Source organism: Larkinella punicea (assembly GCF_003334855.1).
Lineage (GTDB): Bacteria > Bacteroidota > Bacteroidia > Cytophagales > Spirosomataceae > Larkinella > Larkinella punicea.
Genome location: NZ_QOWE01000001.1, coordinates 194,988 through 213,913 on the forward strand (window position 1 = coordinate 194,988; position 18,926 = coordinate 213,913).

The window sequence follows — 18,926 nt, forward strand, 5'->3', positions numbered from 1 at the left end:
TTACGGCGGTGTTAAGAAATTGGGTATTATGGGGATCAGCGGGGCGAATAGAGAGGAAATGATCACTGGAGGAACCAATCTTCGATACGGACATCTTGCTCAAGTGCGGGCCGTTCCTGCGTATTCCAATGTAAACTTGCTTTTTTTGAAACCGCCAACAGAACAGTATGCTGAAAAGCTTCGCCGGAGGGACGATATAGCCGACCAATGAGTTGGCGAAAATGGCGGGAAACAAACGCTTCCAGTGTACTCGATTTGGGCGTAAGCGTAAAGAAATCGTAATGCTCGTTCAGGTAACCAACCATCCGTTCGCGGAATTGACTGCGGGCGGTTTTACGGAAACCTTCGCGTCCGGCTTTGTTGCCTGCCACGTAGGCATTCAATACATACAAAAAGTTGATGTTGTAGGCCTGCAACAACAACGTATCGCGGTCGAACAAGCGGTTTTCAAAATGGCGGTTGTGGTCGTAGTCTTTCCGAAACACCAGCCCATCGCGGGAAAAATCCAGGTCTTCCACCAACGCGCTGATGAAGAAATTGGGCGTTGGATTATAGCCTTCGGTCAGGTCATCCCGGTATCGTAACGGGTCGAGTACCAATCCCCGATTCAACAGGTCGATATTGTGCTGAATAACATTTCGGGCATACGTAAATTGCTTAAAAACCGATGCGTCGCCCACCTCATTCTCGGCTTTATAATACTTACTGTCGCCAATGTGGTAAATCTGATCAACATCGGGCCGAATCAAATCCCGGTAGGCGTAAATGTGATCGACCCGTTTGCCGTCGGGCTGGTCTTTCAGCTTAGTCGGCAGTTTTTCTTTTGGGTCAGAAAGCAGGTAGTCGATCATGTCCTCAAACACGATGTTGAAATCCCGCACCAGCAGCAACTCGCGGAAGGGTTTTCCTGAGCGTAGCCGCTCCTGCCGGTCGTAATACTGGTAAAGCAGCGTCCAGACCCGCACGAGTTTGTCCGAAAAATACCGGCTCCGAATTTCCTTCAACCGGCGGGTAGCCCGCTTCTGAAACTGCGCAAACGCCCGAGCCGACAATCGCTCGTACAACGGATTCAACTCCAGCCGAAAACCGTATTGCTGTTGCAGATGATCCAGCGTACTCAGGTACAGCACCAGCAATTCTTCATCATACTGGACGTGCTTTTGCTTCACCACCGGTTCGGTATACACGGGTCGCCCGTTTTGCAGGATGGGCTGTTGCCGCGACACCGTCCGGCTCCAGCTAACGGTATGCCGCTGGGCGGTATTGAACCGTTTGATGTAGGTTAGCAGGCTGTTGTTGTCGCGGTGAAATCGCACCAACGCCATCACCAGTTCGAGTTCTGACAGGGCCGTATCCCCCGCGTCCGAGACATCGAGCAAGGCCGCCCGTTCGGGCAGATCGGATTCGGGATGCCGCTGGCGGAACTGCCGGATGGCGCGGTAGAGCCAGACCGAAAACCGGAACAGGAAGTCGAGTTTCCCCTCAGTTTTGAGGGTTTTATACACCGCCGACTCCGGTTCGTGCAAAGTCAGGAGTTGTTCGGGTGAGTAACCACCCAACAGCGTCCGGCTGGCGTTTAGAAACACTTTGGGCAGGATGATGACCGATTTTTTCTGCCCCGCTTCAGCCAAATACCCCACATAATTGAGTTTAACCCGGCCACCCGGCGCGGGGGTCCTGTCAAGCGAATCAATCAATCCGTCCAGGTCGGTGGGTTGATAGGCGTAGGCTTCGACAAGGATGGTCATTGGGGGGATGAGATCGGTTCCAAGCCAAGTTGTCGCAAAAATGAGGGAAGAATTTCGAGGTCCAAAGCTGTTCCATCAGGCAACTTTTGGTAAAGTTGAGAAAACGTAAACAGCTCAACATCTGGCTTATCGGCAGGTTGATAAACAAAAATATTGGTCTCTTTATCAGGCTCATTTTTGTAAATTTCCGACCAGAGGTAAAACAAGACCTTCGATTTAAACATCGCCAGCCGGATAATTTTGTCAGCCGGATTGACAAACCGGTTTCCTAATTGCTTGTCTTCGCTCCCGGTCAAGTGCAAAATCCGCTGATTGATTACCTCGATAAATCTTCCCCACCGGTATTGAAAATCGTCACTCAAAACGATGGTGAATTGGTCAGCGTCTGCATAATCAATCGGTATATATTCCCAATCCCACCGCCGTTTGAACGCGCTATCCATCGGAAACAGCGACTGGTCAGAGGTGTTCATGGTGGCATAGAGGTAGAGATTGGGAGGGAAGGCCATGATGGCAAAACCGTCTTCGCATGTCATGTTTTGCTTTGCCGCATAGAACTCTTTTATTCTTTCTTCGTAATCCGAGCCAGAAAATACCTGTTTCAAATACCGGGACAAATCACTACCGATGGTCAGAAAATAATCAGAATAGTGCCGATCATCGCGGTCGAGCAGCAGAAAAAGATCACCAAAAATCTGAGCGCAGTTCCCCCGGTTAATTTCTTCAATCACCACAAAATGTTTGCGGGACGGATTTTTCCAGGCTGCAACGTAAGCAGTAACGAGGACGTTTGGCTCAAAACGATACGTAATTTTTCCGATCTCATCCTCGCTCTCAGCCGGCTTGTAAGCCCCGACAAAGTCATGGTAGTCGTAGTCCGGATGGAATGTCGTGGTGAAGGTGCGATGTCCGTTGGTCAGTTGGCGCACGGTTCTGGATTTACCGCTACCGGGACTACCAAAAAATAAGCGGTTTCGTTCGGAAGGGTCCTGGGGGAAATTGTTCAGAGATGAGGTGAGGGAAACAGGAACAGACGGTCGAACTAACTTATCTCCTTCACTTGAGTCTCCGATCTTCAGATCGGCAGCAGAAAGAAATCGAACTCTGCTTGCACTGAGCAAATTTTCTATTGATTCTGACATCTCTTATTTACAAATCGTGGTGTTCGCCAAAAACCGTACCGGTTAAGTAATTAATTTCACTATCATACAGTTCTTCAAATTCTTTTGACGGTCCCCCTTCCTCTAGATAACCAAACTCAGATTGGAAAATGTATATAAGTTTGGGTGGATTCATATCTACAGCCAAGAAACCGAAATCCCTGTATAAAAATGATGCCAATGCAAAGACTGGTATCTTCTTCCCATTCAACAAGTTCTTTTTAGCAGTCTGCCAATGCTTTTCTTTTAAACTGTAAGTAGCTTTTGAGCCTACTCCATTTACACCAATAACAGTATTGACAGGATTATCAGGTCTAATTGAGCTTGGTGCAAATGAACCTGCCAAGTTGTTATTAAGCCAAATTCTTGTACTTGACGATTCAAAAGGAATAATGTAAGGCTTATCTGCCGGGGCATTTCTGACCGTTAAATACCGATCAAAAAACTCCCGAAAATGTATTTTTAAATTTTCGTTTGAATGTTGAATTGTAGCGAATCTTTTAACGCATAAATACATTGTCAAGTTTCTGTGTGCACCAAGACTACGTAGTGTTTGCAATGAATCTGCGACAACTTCTGTGGATAGAATATACATTATTTCTCAGCAGCTAAACAGCCATAAATTAATCAAATGTACCAGGCTTATGTAGGTCAATCCCATAACCAGAGCGGTTTAGCCTTACAGCAACGTCAATAGACGTACCAGTACCCATGAATGGGTCCAGAATAACGCCTGGCACGGTAGGCCCTCCACATTTGCATTCCTGCCAACCAGTTGTTATTCGTTTCGCAAATGTAAACTCACGAAAGTAGCCTCCGAGAATTTCTTTAGCTTCGGCAGCCAAACGCTTTACTTCTTCTGAGTTTTTGCCCGTTCCGGTTTGGTAAACTTGTGCTTTACCGGCATCCGAAATACCCGTCGCCTGAATTGCTCTAATGTGTTGAGGACTTAGGTTGTACTCACGGGCTATTTCCATTGCCCGACGAGCTTGAGGGCGGGATTCATCTAAATCCGCCGTTTTACTTACAATACGCTCAATAGGTTGACCACATACAGTACAAACAGAATAGGGACATGCCAGTGTGATTGCCCGCTCAACTAACTCTTCAGGAAAAGGTGCTAAATGGCGTCCTGTATCGCGCGTTAAACCAACGTTCCATATATCGCCTGGATTTGTTCCATTTCCATACTTTTGCGCATAGCCAAATAAATCGTAATAGTAGTTTCTCTTTTTTACGAAGTGTATAATGTATTCGTGCCGGGAAACTAAGCGGTTTTTAACTGGATCTGGCATACCACTATTTTTTGCCCAAATGATCCGGTTTCGAACCATCCATCCGTCATCGATTGCGGCTGCTTCCAAACGGCCGGGAATTCCAATTAATCCATTGTTGTAATAGGTATCGCCCACATTAATAAAGATTGAGCCGGTATTACGTAATACCTTTTTCCAATCCTTCATGGCTTCAATCATGGCATTTACATACTCTTGCGGAGTATTTTCTTGGCCAATCTGACCTGCAATTCCATAATCACGCTTTTTCCAGTACGGGGGAGAGGTAATAATTAAATCAACCGAATTCGTTTCAATTACTAATGATACGTTACGAGCATCACCTTGAAAAAGCTTTTTAAAAGGAAGAATATCCGCGTTCGGCGGTGGTATATCACCGGGCGTTTCGCCCTGATTTTCGGCTTGTCTATAATTAAGCTGGACAGGATTGACATTCTTTTTCAGAACATCAAATAATTGGGTTTGACCAAAAACGTTTTCACCATTCATCATTAAAATAGGTCTTGTAATTGATACTCTTAAAACTCCAACTCCCCCTGCTTCACATTCTTACTCCGCAGGTACTTAATTTTTTCTTCCGCCACGCGCAGCACGTCGTCCGAGCAGCGTTCGGAAGCCAGTTCGTAGGCCACCCGGTCCGAGAGGTACAAGACCAGAACGTCGTCAAATGGCTCGTCAAACAACTCGGCCAGGCGTTGCAGGTGTATTCGGTTGGGGTGGCGCTGCCCTTTCTCCATCTTGGCGACAATGCTCGTGTCCACATCCAGATGGGCGGCTACTTTGCGCAAGGGTAACTGCCGGGCTTCCCGGCATTGCCGCATCCACTCTCCGAGCGTTCGGCGGCTGTTCACTGTCTTATCCATACGGTTTGGATAATGAATTTTGGACAAATAATGTCAATTATTCAAATCGATGCAAGACCTGCTATCAAAATAGTGTAAATAATGCCATTTTTGTAAAAAGAATCCTTCTCAACTCCGGTCTATGATTCGATTGTTGCTTTTTGGCCTGCTCCTGGTTGCCAACCCTATCTTCGCCCAACCCCCCGCGCCCCAACTGGCCAAGCCCTCCCCCCGCTGGCAAACGGACTTCTGGAAAGCCCAGTGGATTGGACACCCAACGGCTCCCATCCGGGCCTATGGTGTGTATCACTTCCGCAAGAGTTTTGATCTGGCCCAAAAACCGGCCCGCTTCGTCATCAATGTCTCCGGCGATAACCGCTACCGGCTGTTTGTCAATGGCAAAGCTGTGATTTCCGGCCCCGCCCGCAGCGATCTGCAAAACTGGAATTACGAAACCGTCGACATCGCCCCGTATCTGAGTACCGGCAAAAACACCCTGGCCGCCGTGGTGACGTACATGGCCGAATACGCCCCGTTTGCCCAGATGCACTACCAGTTTGGGTTTATCGTGCAGGGCGATGGCGACGCCGAACAGGTGGTCAATACCAACAACACCTGGAAAATCTTCCAGAATCCGGCCTATTCGCCGGTGATCAACGACATTCCGAAACTACGGACGTACATTGTCATGGGTGCGGGCGACCGGGTCGAAGCCGCCAAATATCCCTGGGGCTGGGAGGAACCGGCGTTTGACGATGCCGCCTGGGCACCCGCCAAACCGATCGGCTGGCCCGCCAAACCGCGGGGTCTGGGGACGGATGGCAACTGGAATCTGGTGGCACGCACCATCCCGTTCATGGAAGAAACTCCGCAACGGCTGGCCACGGTTCGGCGGTCGGAAGGCGTCGATGTGGACGATGATTTTTTGCAGGGCAAAAACGCGTTTACCGTGCACCGCAACTCGAAAACCGTCATCCTCTGCGATCAGGGGCATTTGACCAACGCTTTTCCTGAACTGACCGTCAGCCGGGGGAAAGATGCCGTCATTACGCTGGGCTACGCCGAAGCAATGGTGGACGATAAACGGCAAAAAGGCAACCGCAACCAGGTGGAAGGCAAGCAGTTGATCGGGTTTGAAGACCAGTTTGTGGGCGATGGCAGCAAGCAAAAGCGCACTTTCCGGCCGCTGCTGTTCCGGACCTACCGGTATTTGCAAATCACCATCGAAACCAAAGGCGACCCGCTGGAAGTTCATGATTTGATGGGCCACTTTACGGGCTACCCGTTTCAGGAAAAAGCCCGGTTTGCCAGTAGCGACGAAAGCCTGAAACCCATCTGGAACGTCGGCTGGCGGACGGCCCGGCTCTGTGCCGGTGAAACCTATTACGATTGCCCGTATTACGAACAATTGCAGTACACCGGCGATACGCGCATTCAGTCGTTCATTTCGCTATATGTAACCGGCGACGACCGGCTGATGCGGAAAGCCATTTCGGATTACGACCACAGCCGTTTCAGCGACGGGCTAACGCAAAGCCGCTATCCGAGTGCTGATTTTCAGGTCATTCCGCCGTTTTCGCTGTATTGGGTCACGATGGTGTACGATTACTGGATGCACCGCAAAGACGATGCGTTTGTGGAATCCATGCTGCCAGGCATCACGGGCGTGCTGGACTGGCACGAAAAACGGCTGGCAACCAACGGCCTGAATGGCCCGCTGGAATGGTGGAATTTTGTCGACTGGGCGAAGTGGGATGCGCCGGAAGAAGGCATGGGCGGGGTGCCGAAGGGCGCGCGGAAAGGCGGTTCGGCCATTCTGACGTTGCAACAGGCCTACACGATGCAGCGGATTTCGCAGGTGTTTTACCATTACGGCAAAAACCAGCAGGCCGAGCATTACCGCCTGGTTGGGCTCCGGCTGGCCAAAAATGTGTATGACCGCTGCTGGGATGCGGGCCGGGGCCTAATGGCCGACACGCCCGACAAAACCGGCTTCAGCCAGCACGCCAACATCTGGGCGATTTTGACCGACGCCGTGCCGGTGGCGCAACAAAAAGTACTGATGCAGAAGATCATGGCCGACCCAAGCTTGATTCAGGCGACGTTTTACTTCAAATTCTATCTGTTTCAGGCCCTGAAAAAAACCGGGATGGCCGATCAGTTTCTGCCGATGCTGAAACCGTGGCACGACATGCTGGCAATGGGCCTGACGACGTTTGCCGAAAACCCCGAACCCACCCGCTCCGACTGCCACGCCTGGAGTGCAGCCCCGAATTACGAGTTTCTGTCGACGGTTTGTGGCATCAATCCGGCATCGCCCGGTTTTGGTTCGGTCCTCATCACCCCGTATCTGGGGAATCTACAATTTGCGGAAGGCGCGATGCCGCATCCGGCGGGGGAAATTGCGGTCCGGTTCGATAAAACACCCACCGGCGGTTTGAAAGGCACCGTCACCCTACCCGAAGGCCTGACCGGAACGTTGAAATGGAAAGGGAAAACGGTGGTTTTGAAGGAAGGGCAGCAGACGGTTAGTTTGTAACCTTTTAAAAGACAAGCCTTTAAATGGTAATGATAAATTATAAATGTAAAATGATGAATGTTAAATGTAAAAGTCTCGCAATCCAGCACTTTTACATTTAACGTTCATCATTTTACATTTATAATTTATTCCTCTCCTTCTTCTTCCGCTCAAAAATCCGGACGTCTTCGATGGTTTTCACCAACTGATATTGCCGGTCGATATAGGTTTTGATGGCGGGGAAGTTTTCAAATTCAAAGGCGTCATCCGCAAACATGGAGATTCTGGGCGTCATCGCATCGACAAACAGAAGCGGTTTATTCCGTTCCATATCGGCCAGAAATTCCTTCATGCGGAAAGGCTGGGTCGAGGTCGGATAATACACCCAGAAGGTGTCGGACGCCCGATAGCCCATCGGTCGACGGGTATACACGTAAAGCCGGTCGACATACCCCCAAACAACCAGACCATCGTCCGGTTGGCTCCGTTGCTTTATTTCAGCCGAAACGGCCTGAAACAAAGGCTCACCGGGATGGATGGGAAGCGGTTTTCGGAAAAAACCGTTCACCGAAGCCTGCACGACAACCAGCCCTAAGCTGATGCCTATCCATTTCCAGTTCGTGGCAACACCCTGGATTTCGTACAAAACCGCGAGCAGAAACAGGCCCGGGAAAACCAGGAAAAGAAGGTAATGGGTGTAGTTGTTGCCCGCTTGCAGAGCGGCATAAAAGCTGGCCACCAGCCAGACCGTCCCCAACCAGAGCCGTTCCATTTGATCGGTCGATCGGAAAACCGGGCGACGAACCAGATGCCAGACACCCAGCAGCCCCCCCCCGAAAACACCAACCCAAAAGAGAGTAAGCTGTTGGGAATGAAACAGATAGCGAACTATGCGAACAGGAGAAAACCGGTCGCCGGTCGATAAGGCAGAATACTGGGTGGTGTAGGAATAGACGAAATAGTTGCTGAAATAATCACCCCAGAACGATTCCAGGTCATTCTGGCTGAAATAGTAAAGTGTTAGCAGCAAAACCGGCAGCAAGGCTGCACCCACCAACACCGGCACGCTGGTAAACCGACGGGTCCGATACAGTTTCCAGGCCGTAAACAGCCCTAGAACCAGCCCCATCGGTACGGTCTGGAATTTCACGAAGGGCAGACACCCCAGCCAGAAACCGAGGGCGAGAACGGACCCCATTGAGCGGAGGCTAAGGTTCAAAATCCAGAAAAGCCCGGTGATTAGCCAGAGATTTCCCATGATTTCGGTATTGTAACTCGCAAAGTCGTGATTAAAAACCGTACTGATGATCAGGATGGGTAACCAGACCAGCACGACCGCCGTTTCTTCAGCCAGGTATTTTTTCAGAATTCGCCAGAAAAGCCAGAGCGTCAGGCACCACAGCAATACCCCCATGAAGTCGGTAAGGCGGTAATCCAGCGGAATGCCCACCAGCTCGGCGATGGCCAGCGGCAGAACGGCCAGCGGTCGGCCATCCGAATAGTTGAGTAGTGTCGACAGCGGATTTTCGGCCTTGCCGACCGTCAGGGCCGTGGCAATCCAGGTGCTGGTATCCACATTTTGTTCCCGATCCGGGGCATAGAGCAGCCGAATTCCGATGAACAGCACGAACGAAAGGCCCAGGATGCTCCGCCCCGAAAGCCGGGGCCGGGAGTCCGGCGACCGGGCTTTCCACCCGAGCAGAAGACTCCAGCCCATGAGCAGAAAAATACCAAAAAGCCGGAAGGGAAGCGAATAAAGAAGGTTTTCCATCAACGCATCACCGTGAAAAGGGAACTCCCGAAAGGAGGAGTGCGAAAAAAGCGGTTTTCGACCATCAGCCAGTTGAAAATCAGTTCATTCATCCACAACGGCGGCAATTTTACATCGGATTGAACGGACGGGGAAGGGCTCAGGCGCTGCCCCAGAAGCTGCGCTTTGCGGAGCAGCCAGATCGGAACGGTCAGGCAGAAATTCCAGTATTCCAACTGCTCAACCGAAAAACCCGCCTGAGGAGCAAATTGGATAAACTCCGCTTTGACAAACCGCCTGAGAATGTTCAGCGCCATATCATGCGTGCCGCGCAAAGCCGGAAAAGCGTTGTTGTTGCTGATGAAAATTCCGCCGGGGCGAAGTCGCTTTCTGAAGCTGTTTAAAACCGCCAGAAGTTCTTCGTCCCTGAAGTAACAAAGCACATCGTTGCAGATGATGACATCGAACGTTTCGCCGGGATGGAAGGACGCAAACGCCCGCAAATCATGCAGTTCAGCGGCCACCTGCCGTTCGCGGGCGAAGGCAACCGCATCGACCGACGCATCGAAGCCCGCGATCTGTGCATAGCCCGCCTGACGCAACGCGTCCAGCAAACCGCCCGTTCCGCAACCGGCATCCAGAATATGAATGGACTGACTACCCGGAAAATGGGATTGAATTTGTTGGATAACTTTCTGGTGTAAAATGCGATACCACCAGAGTTTACGCTCCACTTGGAACATACTTTCGTACTCGTCCCGGTTTCCGATCATAGTTGAAATGTTCCGATTTAACCACGTATTGCGGCAGTCCGCTTTGCATCATAAAAAGTCGGCCGACGTACTCGCCGAGCAGTCCCATGCCAAAGAGCTGAATCCCGCCGATCAGGCAAATTGTCACCCATAGCAGGTGATCTGTTGCGGGCCAATGCTGCGTTAGCAACGAACCGACGGTTTCGGCCAGACCCGCGACCATACTCAGCAGGATCATGAAAATACCCAGCGTGGTCAGCAGGCGCAGCGGCTGAACCGAATAGCCGAAAAAGATGGTCAGAAAAAGCGAAATCAGCCGCTGGAAGGTATAGTTCGAATCGCCCTCCTGGCGTTTGTGGTGCTGCACGATCACGCGGCCGATGTTGCGGGTGGTCCGGAAAATCAGGCCGTCCAGATACGGATACGGGCCATTATACTGAATGATTTCCTGCACCACTTCCTGCCGGATCAGTTTGAAACTGGACAGGTATAAATCAGACGGTTTTCTCAACAGCCAGGTAGTCAGTCGGTTCACGAGCCAACTGCCCATGTTGCGGAACAGAACGTGGTTCTTTTTCTCATACTGTGAATACACCACATCGTAGTTGCCCTGCTGGGCTTCGCGGAGCAGCTTGATGATTTCCTGCGGGGGATTCTGGAAGTCGTCGTCGATAATCACGCAGTATTCGCCCCGGGCGTGATTCAACCCGCACATGACGGCCTGAAATTCGCCAAAGTTCTTGCGCAGGGAGATAAACTGAACCTGGGGAAACGTTTGGGCCAGCGTTTCACAGATTTCTTCGGAAGCATCGCGACTGCCGTCGTTCACCAGCACGATCTCGAAGGGATAGGCTGCGAGTTCGTAGGTAAGGCATTCCACCAGCGGAAAGATGGTGCGTTCGCTGTTATAGACCGGGATAACGACAGAGAGTAACATCAGTAAGGGGATTCATTGATGGTTTCGATAATATAATCCGCTTCGGCATCGGTCAGGACTGTATTGAGGGGCAAGCTCAACACTTCCCGGTGTAGTTGTTCGGTCAGGGGTAAATCCAGATAACGGTATTCCCTATAGGCGTCCTGCTGGTGGGGTGCCACGGGATAGTGAATCACCGTGCCGATGTTTTTCTGGCGCAGATACGTCATGAAAGCCTCCCGCTGCGGGTGCCGCACCACAAAGAGATGCCAGACATCCTGATCGATGGCGTCGGCGGGGGGCATTTGGAGCGAAGGATGATGAATTTCAGCCAGATACCGGGCTGCCAGGGCTTGCCGACGCCGGTTATCCGCGTCGAGGTGGGATAATTTGACCCTCAGAAATGCCGCCTGCAGTTCATCGAGCCGGCTGTTCATGCCCGGAATCCGGTGAATGTATTTCTGCTCGGAGCCATAGTTGCGGAGCAGCCGAACCTGATGCGCCAGTTCGTCGTCATTGGTAACCACCCCGCCCGCATCGCCCAGAGCACCCAGGTTTTTGGTCGGATAAAAACTAAATGCGGCCGCGTCGGAGAGGTTCCCGGCTTTGCGGTTTTGATAGGTAGCCCCGTGAGCCTGGGCCGCGTCTTCAATCAGTTTCAGGTTGTATTTCCGGGCCAGTTCCTCAATGGGAGCCATGTCGCAGCAGCGTCCGTAGAGGTGGACGACGACGATGGCGCGGGTTTTTTCCGTAATCAGGGGTTCAATCTGCGGTGCCGCCAGGGTATAGGTTCGCGGATCGGGCTCGGCCCAGACCGGTGTCAGCCCCAAAGCCGTAATGGGCAGGATGGTGGCAATGTAAGTATTGGCAGGCACGATGATTTCACTCCCTTCCGGAAAATTCATGGCCTTGAAAATCAAATGAATAGCTTCCAGCCCGTTGCCGACGCCAATGCAATGTTTGACGCCACAATAGGCCGCAAAACCGGTTTCGAAAGCCTCCACTTCGTGCCCCAGCACAAACCAGCCCGACGACAGCACCCGACAGGCCGCGGCCTGCAGAGCCTCTGCGTAGGGCTGATTCACCTGCCTGAGGTCTAAATGCGGAATCATGGGCGATCGAAGAAGTAATCGGATGGGTCATAGCACTCGTTCGAGAGCACCAGCAGAACGGTATCTTTCGTAAACTCGTCAATAATATGCCAGTCGCCGGGTTCGATCACCAGACATTCATTCGGTACGGTGAGATGAAAATACTTTTCTTCTTCTCCATTGGTAACGAATATCCGGCATTGGCCGGCCAGTGCAATCAAAGCATTCGACTCTTTTCGATGGCCATGCAATGCTCGTTCCTGGGTTGGCGACCCCACATTATAGATATAGAAAGCCCTTTTTATTTCACCGGGTAATATTTTTTCAAAAACGGTAAGATCTCCCCGCGCTGAGGAATGCGTTGCGAGTTGTATAAGTTTGGACATATTGGACAGGGTTACTCGTGCTAAATTTAATTATATTTTTCAGAATTTTGTGGTCGAAAAATGTTCGGAATAAGTGAAGATCGCATCATAAGTATTTTCTGCAATAAGCCCGCGTTCTTCATAAGGTATCATTTTTTGATGATTAAACCGGGGATCGGTTCCAGGGGTTTGTCTTACTACTATTGCAAAACCAGATGGACAAAGCCCCATTATCTTCCCAAAATCGACAGGAAACCCCGGCAGTTGTTCAAAAGTCCGCCTTTTGTCTCAGCCGTCAAACGGCTTCAGCCCCCATTTTTGACACTTGTTGCGGGGATCGAACCTGGATTGCTCCAGCCCCGGCCGACTTCGTAGCGCAACCCTACGTCTGCTCATAAAATACTGATAAACAACCGGTTTCTATTCAAGAATCGCTTTCCATCCGTTTCGGTATGGCTGCTTTCATCGCGTTGGTGCCAGCCGATGGCACTGGTTTGGTCAACGCGCTGCCCTCGCCGTCGTGGTGCATTTCCGCCGTTCATCGGGGAATTTCGGACAGACTGGTTTGGAAAGCTCCAGATTCCCACCCGAACGCCCGCCTTGTCTGATAAGGTGTTTTTTTTCGAACCGTTAAAGGCGGAAGAAATCACGGGTATGTACCATTTTCCCGATCGTTGTTAACGAAAAAATAATGAATAAAACGAGTGGGCGGTCACGAAAAAGAAGCCGACGGGAAAGAAAATAAGGGATTTCGACTCCTAATGTGATCAACGGACGGTTCAGTTGCGCACCAGTAATGAAACGATGTTTTTAGTTAGACTACCAGCCGTTAAGTAGGTGTAAATCCGGAATTGAAGATCTGAATCTACTCACTAAAAGGTAGGTTTTATAGGAAGGATCGCTACCAGACAATCGCGTCCTGATTGTTAAAAACCGACTGAAAATGTGCAAAAAAAAGACCGACATATGTCGGTCTTTTCAAAAAAACACAATCTATACTGAATTACATCGGCGCGGCAAAGAACGGGCCGGCAATGGCCAGTACCTGTTCTGCAGTCAACGCTTCGTCGAATGATTCGTACACGCTCCGGGTAGACATATCGGGGCTATACAACTTCATTTTATTTTCCTGCATGTTGAAGAAATCAACCAGGTTGGCACCGCCTTGTGTTCCCTGATCTTCATCCATATAAACTTTCGGATCCGGTTCTGTTCCGTTCTGACCTCCTGATGGCCATACGCGCAGATCCCGCATGTAGCGAACGGCGGCCGCGTGACGGGCTTCGACCGAGTGAATCCGCAGGGCTACCGCCAGAACGGTCCGGGATGTTGCCGTATCTTCTTCCAGCAAACAGGCGGCCTGTCCTTTATACGCCCGAACACCGGTGTCTTCCAAAGCCTGCGCATAAGTCAGGAAAGTTGGGTAGTCGGCCAGGGCAGCGTTCAGCGTAGCCATGTTGTATTTCGGCTGCATGGCATTCGGTTTGATCCCCAACACACCTTCCAGCAAATCAACGTGCTGCGCTTCGTGTTTGGCAATCTGCACCACGTAGGGACGGGTTCCCGCAGGAAGCAAACCCGCTTTGAATTGACCGGCACGGTAGAAATCACGTTCCAGGTATTCCAGCGTCAAGGCGTATTTGACAATGGCAATGGCATCACCGGCACAACCTTCAGCGGCAAAGGCCTTATTCACCATCGCGGCAAAAAACATCGGCGTAGCCGCAGCCGCTACCGAGGTGGTTTTCAACATTTTCCGGCGCGAATAATCCATTTTTTCGCCAATTTCCGGATCAGCTTTTTCAATTTGTGAGAATATTCCGAGAAGATTCATGATCGTTCGTAAGGTTTATGATTTGGATGATTCCAGGGCAAGCAGTGAAGCGGGGTTGATGGCGGTTTTGATGTATCGACCCGCTCTGCCCAATACTTCCGAAACCGTTAGGGCTTTCTCCAACCCGTTGTTATCCACAACGTAGTCACCGGCAAACAGTCCACCACCCGGTTGCAGAATGGAACTGATCAGGGAAGCGTGACGCGCTTCAACCGATACAATTTTTCCGGCAATGGTCAGGTAAATAGAGTTCGCTTTCGAGATCAGCGGACCCGCACCGTTGTAGGCGGCCACCCCGGTATCTTCCAGCACCCGCGCCGTGTTCAACACTTCCCGGCGGTTGGTGAAATCAATACTGCTTACGTCGAATTCCAGATCACCAATGCGCTTGTCGGCCGGAATCGCCAGTTTGAAAAACTCACGGTGAATCAGCTCATGATCGTGAATATCCTTGAAAATCATTTCTTCTTTGCTCCCGGCAGCGAACGTTTTCTTCTCGATAACGGCCATGTAGAATGCCGTTTCCAGTTGCTCCAGGGCATAGGCGTAGTTCAGAATGGCAAAATCACCTTCTCCGAAACTCACACCATCGGCCGAAAGCCGGGCTCCCGAATACTTGGGAGCAACATCGTTCATTGAATTTTGACAAGCCGTCAGAAAGGCAGCCGCCGAAACAGTAGTTAAGCCTAATGCGCGTAGAAACATCCGACGTTCAACTGATGGAATGGCGGGTACGCTCGGGCCTTTCTTGGGGGTAGAGGTACTTGTTAATTCTTCCATAAGAAAAGTGAATTTGTTAATAGGGTGTATAAAAAGGATCTTCTTAAAAGACACCCATACGAACGAGTCAACTTGATTTTTGGATTTCGCAACGATCAAAAAAGATTTTATCAGGGCCGTATTCGAGGGAACGGGACAAAAAAGGGCGGTTTTCGGGGAAAATAAGCCAGTTCAGGCCAAAGATTATTTTTTACCTGAAATCTGGATGCGGGAGCAGGAGCCGACCACGGGAGCAAAAAAACGAGCCGGTTCAGGGAGAATTCGTAACTGAAATTAGATGGGCAAATGATTCACTTCTTCGGCCAGAAACTGTTGAAACCGTTCCTGAAGTCCGCGGTAATACGTCAGGTATTTGAGGCCTTCTTCGGTCACGCTGGCTCCCCCACCCCGCTCACCACCGGTTTGGGTGCTCACCAGGGGCGCGTCGGCCTGGCAGTTCATGGATTGAACCAGTTCCCAGGCCCGTTTGTAAGACATTTTCATTTCCTTGGCCGCCTGGTTGATCGACCCCGTCTGCTGAATGTGTTCCAGCAGTTCCATCCGGCCGATGCCGAAAAACCGCTCCTGGGCTTCCAGCCAGACTCTTCCGTTGATGTGCAAATTGGTCATACCACCCTTAAGACGGAGTTAAAACAAAGCCGTCACTTTTTTGATCGACCGCTCCAGCCGGTTCAGCGAAAACCGGCTCGTCGGCCGGTAGGTTAATGTTACAATGGCCCGCGTACCATCGCCGGGCGTCGATTGCCAGTCGATTTCGCCGTTGATCAGCGCCACCCGCGACTCGATGTTGCCGATACCCAACCCCCGCCGGGCTTCTTTGTAGTCGAAACCCTGGCCGTCGTCGTTGTAATACAGTTTCAAAAGCGGTTCTTCATACACCAGCCGAATGCTCACCTGCCGCGCGTTGGCGTGTTTCAACGTGTTGTTCAGCAATTCCTGCGTAATCCGGTACAGCATCAGTTCGGTTTCCGGATTCAGCCGCGACGGCAGTTCGTCGGCCCAGAAGTGCGTTTCGATCGTAGATTTGTCGATGCGCGAAAGCAGTTCCTCCACGGCAGCCGCGTAGCCATACTGCTCGAGCGTCCGCGGACTCAACTCCCGCAGCAGGTTGCGGATGTTGCCAATGATGTCGCTAATGAGTTGCCGCGCCAGCTCGCTCAAAGAGGTCGATCGCACGGGATGACTGGGCGGATCGACCAGCCGACCGACGTACAGTTTCAGTGTTGCCAGTTGGGTGCCGATCTCGTCGTGCAGGTCGCGGGCCAGGTTTTTCTTGATCTGCTCCTGCAACTCCACGGCCAGCCGGGTGTTCCGCTGGTGCTGCCGGTGAATCCGGTTTTCGCGCCGGCGAAGCCAGTAAAAACCGATCGCGCCGACCAGCAATCCCAGCAACACCAGAAACCACGCCCGTTGCCAGAACGGCGGCTGAATCACCACCGTCAACCGCTTGATTTTCGGACTCCACTGACCATCCTTGTTGGCCGCTTTCACCCGGAAGGTATAGGTTCCCGGCGGCAGATTGGCATACCGGACGTAGGTGTCCAGCCCCGACTGCACCCACTGGTCATCATAGCCCACGAGCTGATACTGATACTGGTTTCGACCGTTGCTGTAATAGTCCAGGGCCGTAAATTCAAGCGCTACGGTATTCTGATTGAAAGGCAGTTCGACGCGGGCCACCTCTCCAATATAACCATCTGACTGATAAGGCTTTTCATTGACACTCATCGTGTGAATGTGAACCGCCGGCATATAGGAACTGGTTCGGAACTGCTCCGGATAAAACCGGTTGAATCCGTTTACACCACCAAAAAACAGCTCGCCGTCCTGGGTTCGGAAATACGCATTGCCGTTGAACTCGTAGCCCTGCAACCCGTCGGACATGTCGAAGTTCTTGAACTTTTTCGTGGTGGGATTAAAAAAGGCCAGGCCCCGGTTTGTGCTCATCCACAGCCGGTTCTGATGATCCGGCAGAATTCCGTAAATGAACGGATTCGCCAGGCCGTGCTGCTGGTCATAGAGGCTGATGCGGCCGGTTTTGGTGTTCAAAGCCGCCAGCCCTTTGTCCGTCGCCATCCAGACAATGGGATGCACAGGATCTTCGTAAAAATAAAGAACCGTGTAGCCGTCCAGACCTTTCACAATTTGCTGAGGTTCAGGATTTTTTCCGATGGGTGGCCGCTCATAACAGTAGAATCCGGCCGAGTAGGTTCCCACCCAGTAGCGACCGGCGCGATCGCGGGCCAGGCTGAAAATATTCTGATGAACCATTGTCGGCAGCAGGGTAAACTTCTTCTGGCGAACATCGAGCAGAAAAAGGCCATCTTCAGTGGCCGCCAGCATGGTATTGTCATCGATGGACAGCAGCCGACGTACAAAATTTTCGACCACCTTGCTGTTGGGCGAACCCGGCAGCGGAATTTTCCGGAAGGTGGATTTCTCTTTATCGAAAGTAAAAACACCCCCGTTCGTGCCGACCCAGATTCGGCCCTGCGGGTCTTTATACAGACATTTGATGAGGGTTCGGGAGGGTAAATCGCTGTATCTGGCCTGCGTCAGATACCGCCGGATGATGCGGTTTTGGGAGCGATCCAACACGTCGAGGCTTCGTTCGGTAGCAATCCACAACTCCGTTGGGGAAGTTTCCAGAAAACCGCGCACCACAAAATGGCTGAGCGTCGACGGGTCTTTGGCCACGTGCGGTTCGTTTTTGGAAACGGCCATGCCGCCAAAAAAAGTACTGCCCGGCACGATGCGGGCCAGGCCATCGGGGTCGGTATTCGCCCAGATAATGCCCTGTCGGTCGATATAGATTTTACAGATTTCGTAATCGGCCAGATGCCGGGAGCTGTTGGTAAAACCGCTCACGGGGCTGAACCGGCTGGTCTGTTTATCAAACAGCCAGATTCCGCTGCGCTGGGTGCCGAGCCACAACCGACCGTCGTGATCTTCCGCAATTGTATAAATCGAAGTCAGAGAACGCCCGCCATCCGGCATAAACGTTTGATAACGACCCGTTTGCGGCTCAAACCGAATCATACCGGCTGCGGTTCCGAGCCAGACCACCCCCGCCGTATCGCAATGAAACGAGAAAACGCCCACCGCCGGACCTGCTTCGTTTGTGGGGTGATTGCTGAAATAATAGTGAGCCCGCCGTTCGTAGAGATTATACCGAATCAGACCGGTTGGCGCGTGGAGCCACACATCGCCCAGTGGGGTCCGAACGGTTGAATTCAGTTGGTCGTATTCATGCGTGGGCCGCACGCCCGGGTCCAGCACCAGCTTCTGGCGGGTTTTGATCGTCAACGAAACCAGCCCTTCGGTTTCACTGTAATACAACACCTCCTGCCCGTTGGCGTAGAACGGAATGGTTTTGCTCTTTAGCGGTTTTTTGGCTTTCGAATAGGAATAAATGCAGGTGAAATGGTCGGTCGCCCGGTCGTAGTAGTTGAGTCCGTATTCCGTGCCAATCCAGAGATTGCCGTTGCGATCTTCCACAATCCCGGAGATATTGATGCCGACAATGGCGGTGGAATCGGTCAGATTGGGGCGGTAATGCCGAAAATGCGCCCCGTCATACCGGTTCAGGCCGTCCTGTGTACCCAACCACAGAAACCCCCGGCTGTCGGTCAGCATGTGATACACCGACCCTTGCGTCAGACCATCGTCAACGCCAATGTGATCAATCCGGAGGGACTGACTGAGCGGGTCTTTCGGGGTTCCCGAAGCCACCGGCGACCCGAGGACGATCAGCCAGCAGAGCAGGAACAAGATACGGGTTAGTTTCATTTGTCACCGAAACGGAAACATCAGGGTAAATTAACAGATAGATCGGTAACCTGCAAATGTTGTTAAGACAAGAGAGGAAAGACAAG

At 51.6% G+C, this 18,926-nt stretch carries 16 protein-coding genes; 2 read left to right on the forward strand and 14 right to left on the reverse strand.

The genetic code is table 11. The features are described 5' to 3' along the window. Positions 1-62 precede the first annotated feature (62 nt). The 5 genes from DUE52_RS00715 to DUE52_RS00735 are packed head-to-tail and all read right to left on the reverse strand — an operon-like array spanning position 63 to position 5,066. Positions 63-1,748, reverse strand: coding sequence for an LlaJI family restriction endonuclease (locus DUE52_RS00715; RefSeq protein WP_114404020.1), 1,686 nt, complete (start codon positions 1,746-1,748; stop codon positions 63-65). Further along, positions 1,745-2,890 carry an AAA family ATPase gene (locus DUE52_RS00720; protein ID WP_114404021.1) on the reverse strand — a complete coding sequence of 382 codons (1,146 nt, stop codon included), beginning with the start codon at positions 2,888-2,890 and terminating at the stop codon, positions 1,745-1,747. Before DUE52_RS00720 ends, DUE52_RS00715 begins: the two co-directional genes overlap by 4 nt. 7 nt (positions 2,891-2,897) lie before the next feature. Then, positions 2,898-3,503 (reverse strand): hypothetical protein, encoded by a 606-nt coding sequence (locus tag DUE52_RS00725; RefSeq protein ID WP_133299734.1) that lies wholly within the window; start codon positions 3,501-3,503, stop codon positions 2,898-2,900. A gap of 28 nt (positions 3,504-3,531) precedes the next feature. Then, complete coding sequence (locus DUE52_RS00730) at positions 3,532-4,695, reverse strand: DNA-methyltransferase (RefSeq protein ID WP_222930242.1); 1,164 nt, start codon at positions 4,693-4,695, stop codon at positions 3,532-3,534. A gap of 26 nt (positions 4,696-4,721) precedes the next feature. Next, a complete protein-coding gene (locus tag DUE52_RS00735; RefSeq protein WP_114404023.1) occupies positions 4,722-5,066 on the reverse strand; it encodes a helix-turn-helix domain-containing protein in 345 nt (114 codons plus the stop codon). A 121-nt stretch (positions 5,067-5,187) separates the two neighbouring features. Here DUE52_RS00735 and DUE52_RS00740 point away from each other — a divergent pair, with 121 nt between their 5' ends. After that, positions 5,188-7,584: an alpha-L-rhamnosidase-related protein gene (locus DUE52_RS00740; RefSeq protein WP_114404024.1), complete on the forward strand. Its 2,397-nt coding sequence runs from the start codon at positions 5,188-5,190 to the stop codon at positions 7,582-7,584. 118 nt (positions 7,585-7,702) lie between these two features. Here the strand turns inward: DUE52_RS00740 and DUE52_RS00745 are convergent, their stop codons facing one another. From DUE52_RS00745 to DUE52_RS00780, 7 genes are all read right to left on the reverse strand, one after another. Next, positions 7,703-9,334 carry a hypothetical protein gene (locus tag DUE52_RS00745; protein WP_114404025.1) on the reverse strand — a complete coding sequence of 544 codons (1,632 nt, stop codon included), beginning with the start codon at positions 9,332-9,334 and terminating at the stop codon, positions 7,703-7,705. Beyond that, positions 9,334-10,056: a class I SAM-dependent DNA methyltransferase gene (locus DUE52_RS00750; protein ID WP_165840833.1), complete on the reverse strand. Its 723-nt coding sequence runs from the start codon at positions 10,054-10,056 to the stop codon at positions 9,334-9,336. Before DUE52_RS00750 ends, DUE52_RS00745 begins: the two co-directional genes overlap by 1 nt. Further along, on the reverse strand, positions 10,037-11,002 hold the full coding sequence (locus DUE52_RS00755; RefSeq protein ID WP_114404027.1) for a glycosyltransferase family 2 protein: 966 nt from the start codon (positions 11,000-11,002) through the stop codon (positions 10,037-10,039). Before DUE52_RS00755 ends, DUE52_RS00750 begins: the two co-directional genes overlap by 20 nt. Beyond that, positions 11,002-12,093: a DegT/DnrJ/EryC1/StrS family aminotransferase gene (locus DUE52_RS00760; protein ID WP_114404028.1), complete on the reverse strand. Its 1,092-nt coding sequence runs from the start codon at positions 12,091-12,093 to the stop codon at positions 11,002-11,004. The genes DUE52_RS00755 and DUE52_RS00760 overlap by 1 nt, the downstream gene beginning before the upstream one ends. Beyond that, the gene (locus tag DUE52_RS00765) at positions 12,090-12,458 is read right to left on the reverse strand and encodes a sugar 3,4-ketoisomerase (RefSeq protein WP_114404029.1); all 369 of its coding nucleotides are present in this window, start codon (positions 12,456-12,458) and stop codon (positions 12,090-12,092) included. The genes DUE52_RS00760 and DUE52_RS00765 overlap by 4 nt, the downstream gene beginning before the upstream one ends. A gap of 982 nt (positions 12,459-13,440) precedes the next feature. Beyond that, complete coding sequence (locus DUE52_RS00775) at positions 13,441-14,271, reverse strand: ferritin-like domain-containing protein (protein WP_114404031.1); 831 nt, start codon at positions 14,269-14,271, stop codon at positions 13,441-13,443. A 15-nt stretch (positions 14,272-14,286) separates the two neighbouring features. Continuing rightward, positions 14,287-15,051 (reverse strand): ferritin-like domain-containing protein, encoded by a 765-nt coding sequence (locus tag DUE52_RS00780; RefSeq protein ID WP_114404032.1) that lies wholly within the window; start codon positions 15,049-15,051, stop codon positions 14,287-14,289. 79 nt (positions 15,052-15,130) lie between these two features. Here DUE52_RS00780 and DUE52_RS00785 point away from each other — a divergent pair, with 79 nt between their 5' ends. Next, positions 15,131-15,322, forward strand: coding sequence for a hypothetical protein (locus DUE52_RS00785; RefSeq protein WP_114404033.1), 192 nt, complete (start codon positions 15,131-15,133; stop codon positions 15,320-15,322). 2 nt (positions 15,323-15,324) lie between these two features. Here DUE52_RS00785 and DUE52_RS00790 read toward each other — a convergent pair whose 3' ends face one another. Both DUE52_RS00790 and DUE52_RS00795 read right to left on the reverse strand, forming a co-directional pair. Next, a complete protein-coding gene (locus DUE52_RS00790; protein WP_114404034.1) occupies positions 15,325-15,660 on the reverse strand; it encodes a winged helix-turn-helix domain-containing protein in 336 nt (111 codons plus the stop codon). 18 nt (positions 15,661-15,678) lie between these two features. Beyond that, the gene (locus tag DUE52_RS00795) at positions 15,679-18,840 is read right to left on the reverse strand and encodes a ligand-binding sensor domain-containing protein (RefSeq protein WP_114404035.1); all 3,162 of its coding nucleotides are present in this window, start codon (positions 18,838-18,840) and stop codon (positions 15,679-15,681) included. Positions 18,841-18,926 lie beyond the last annotated feature (86 nt).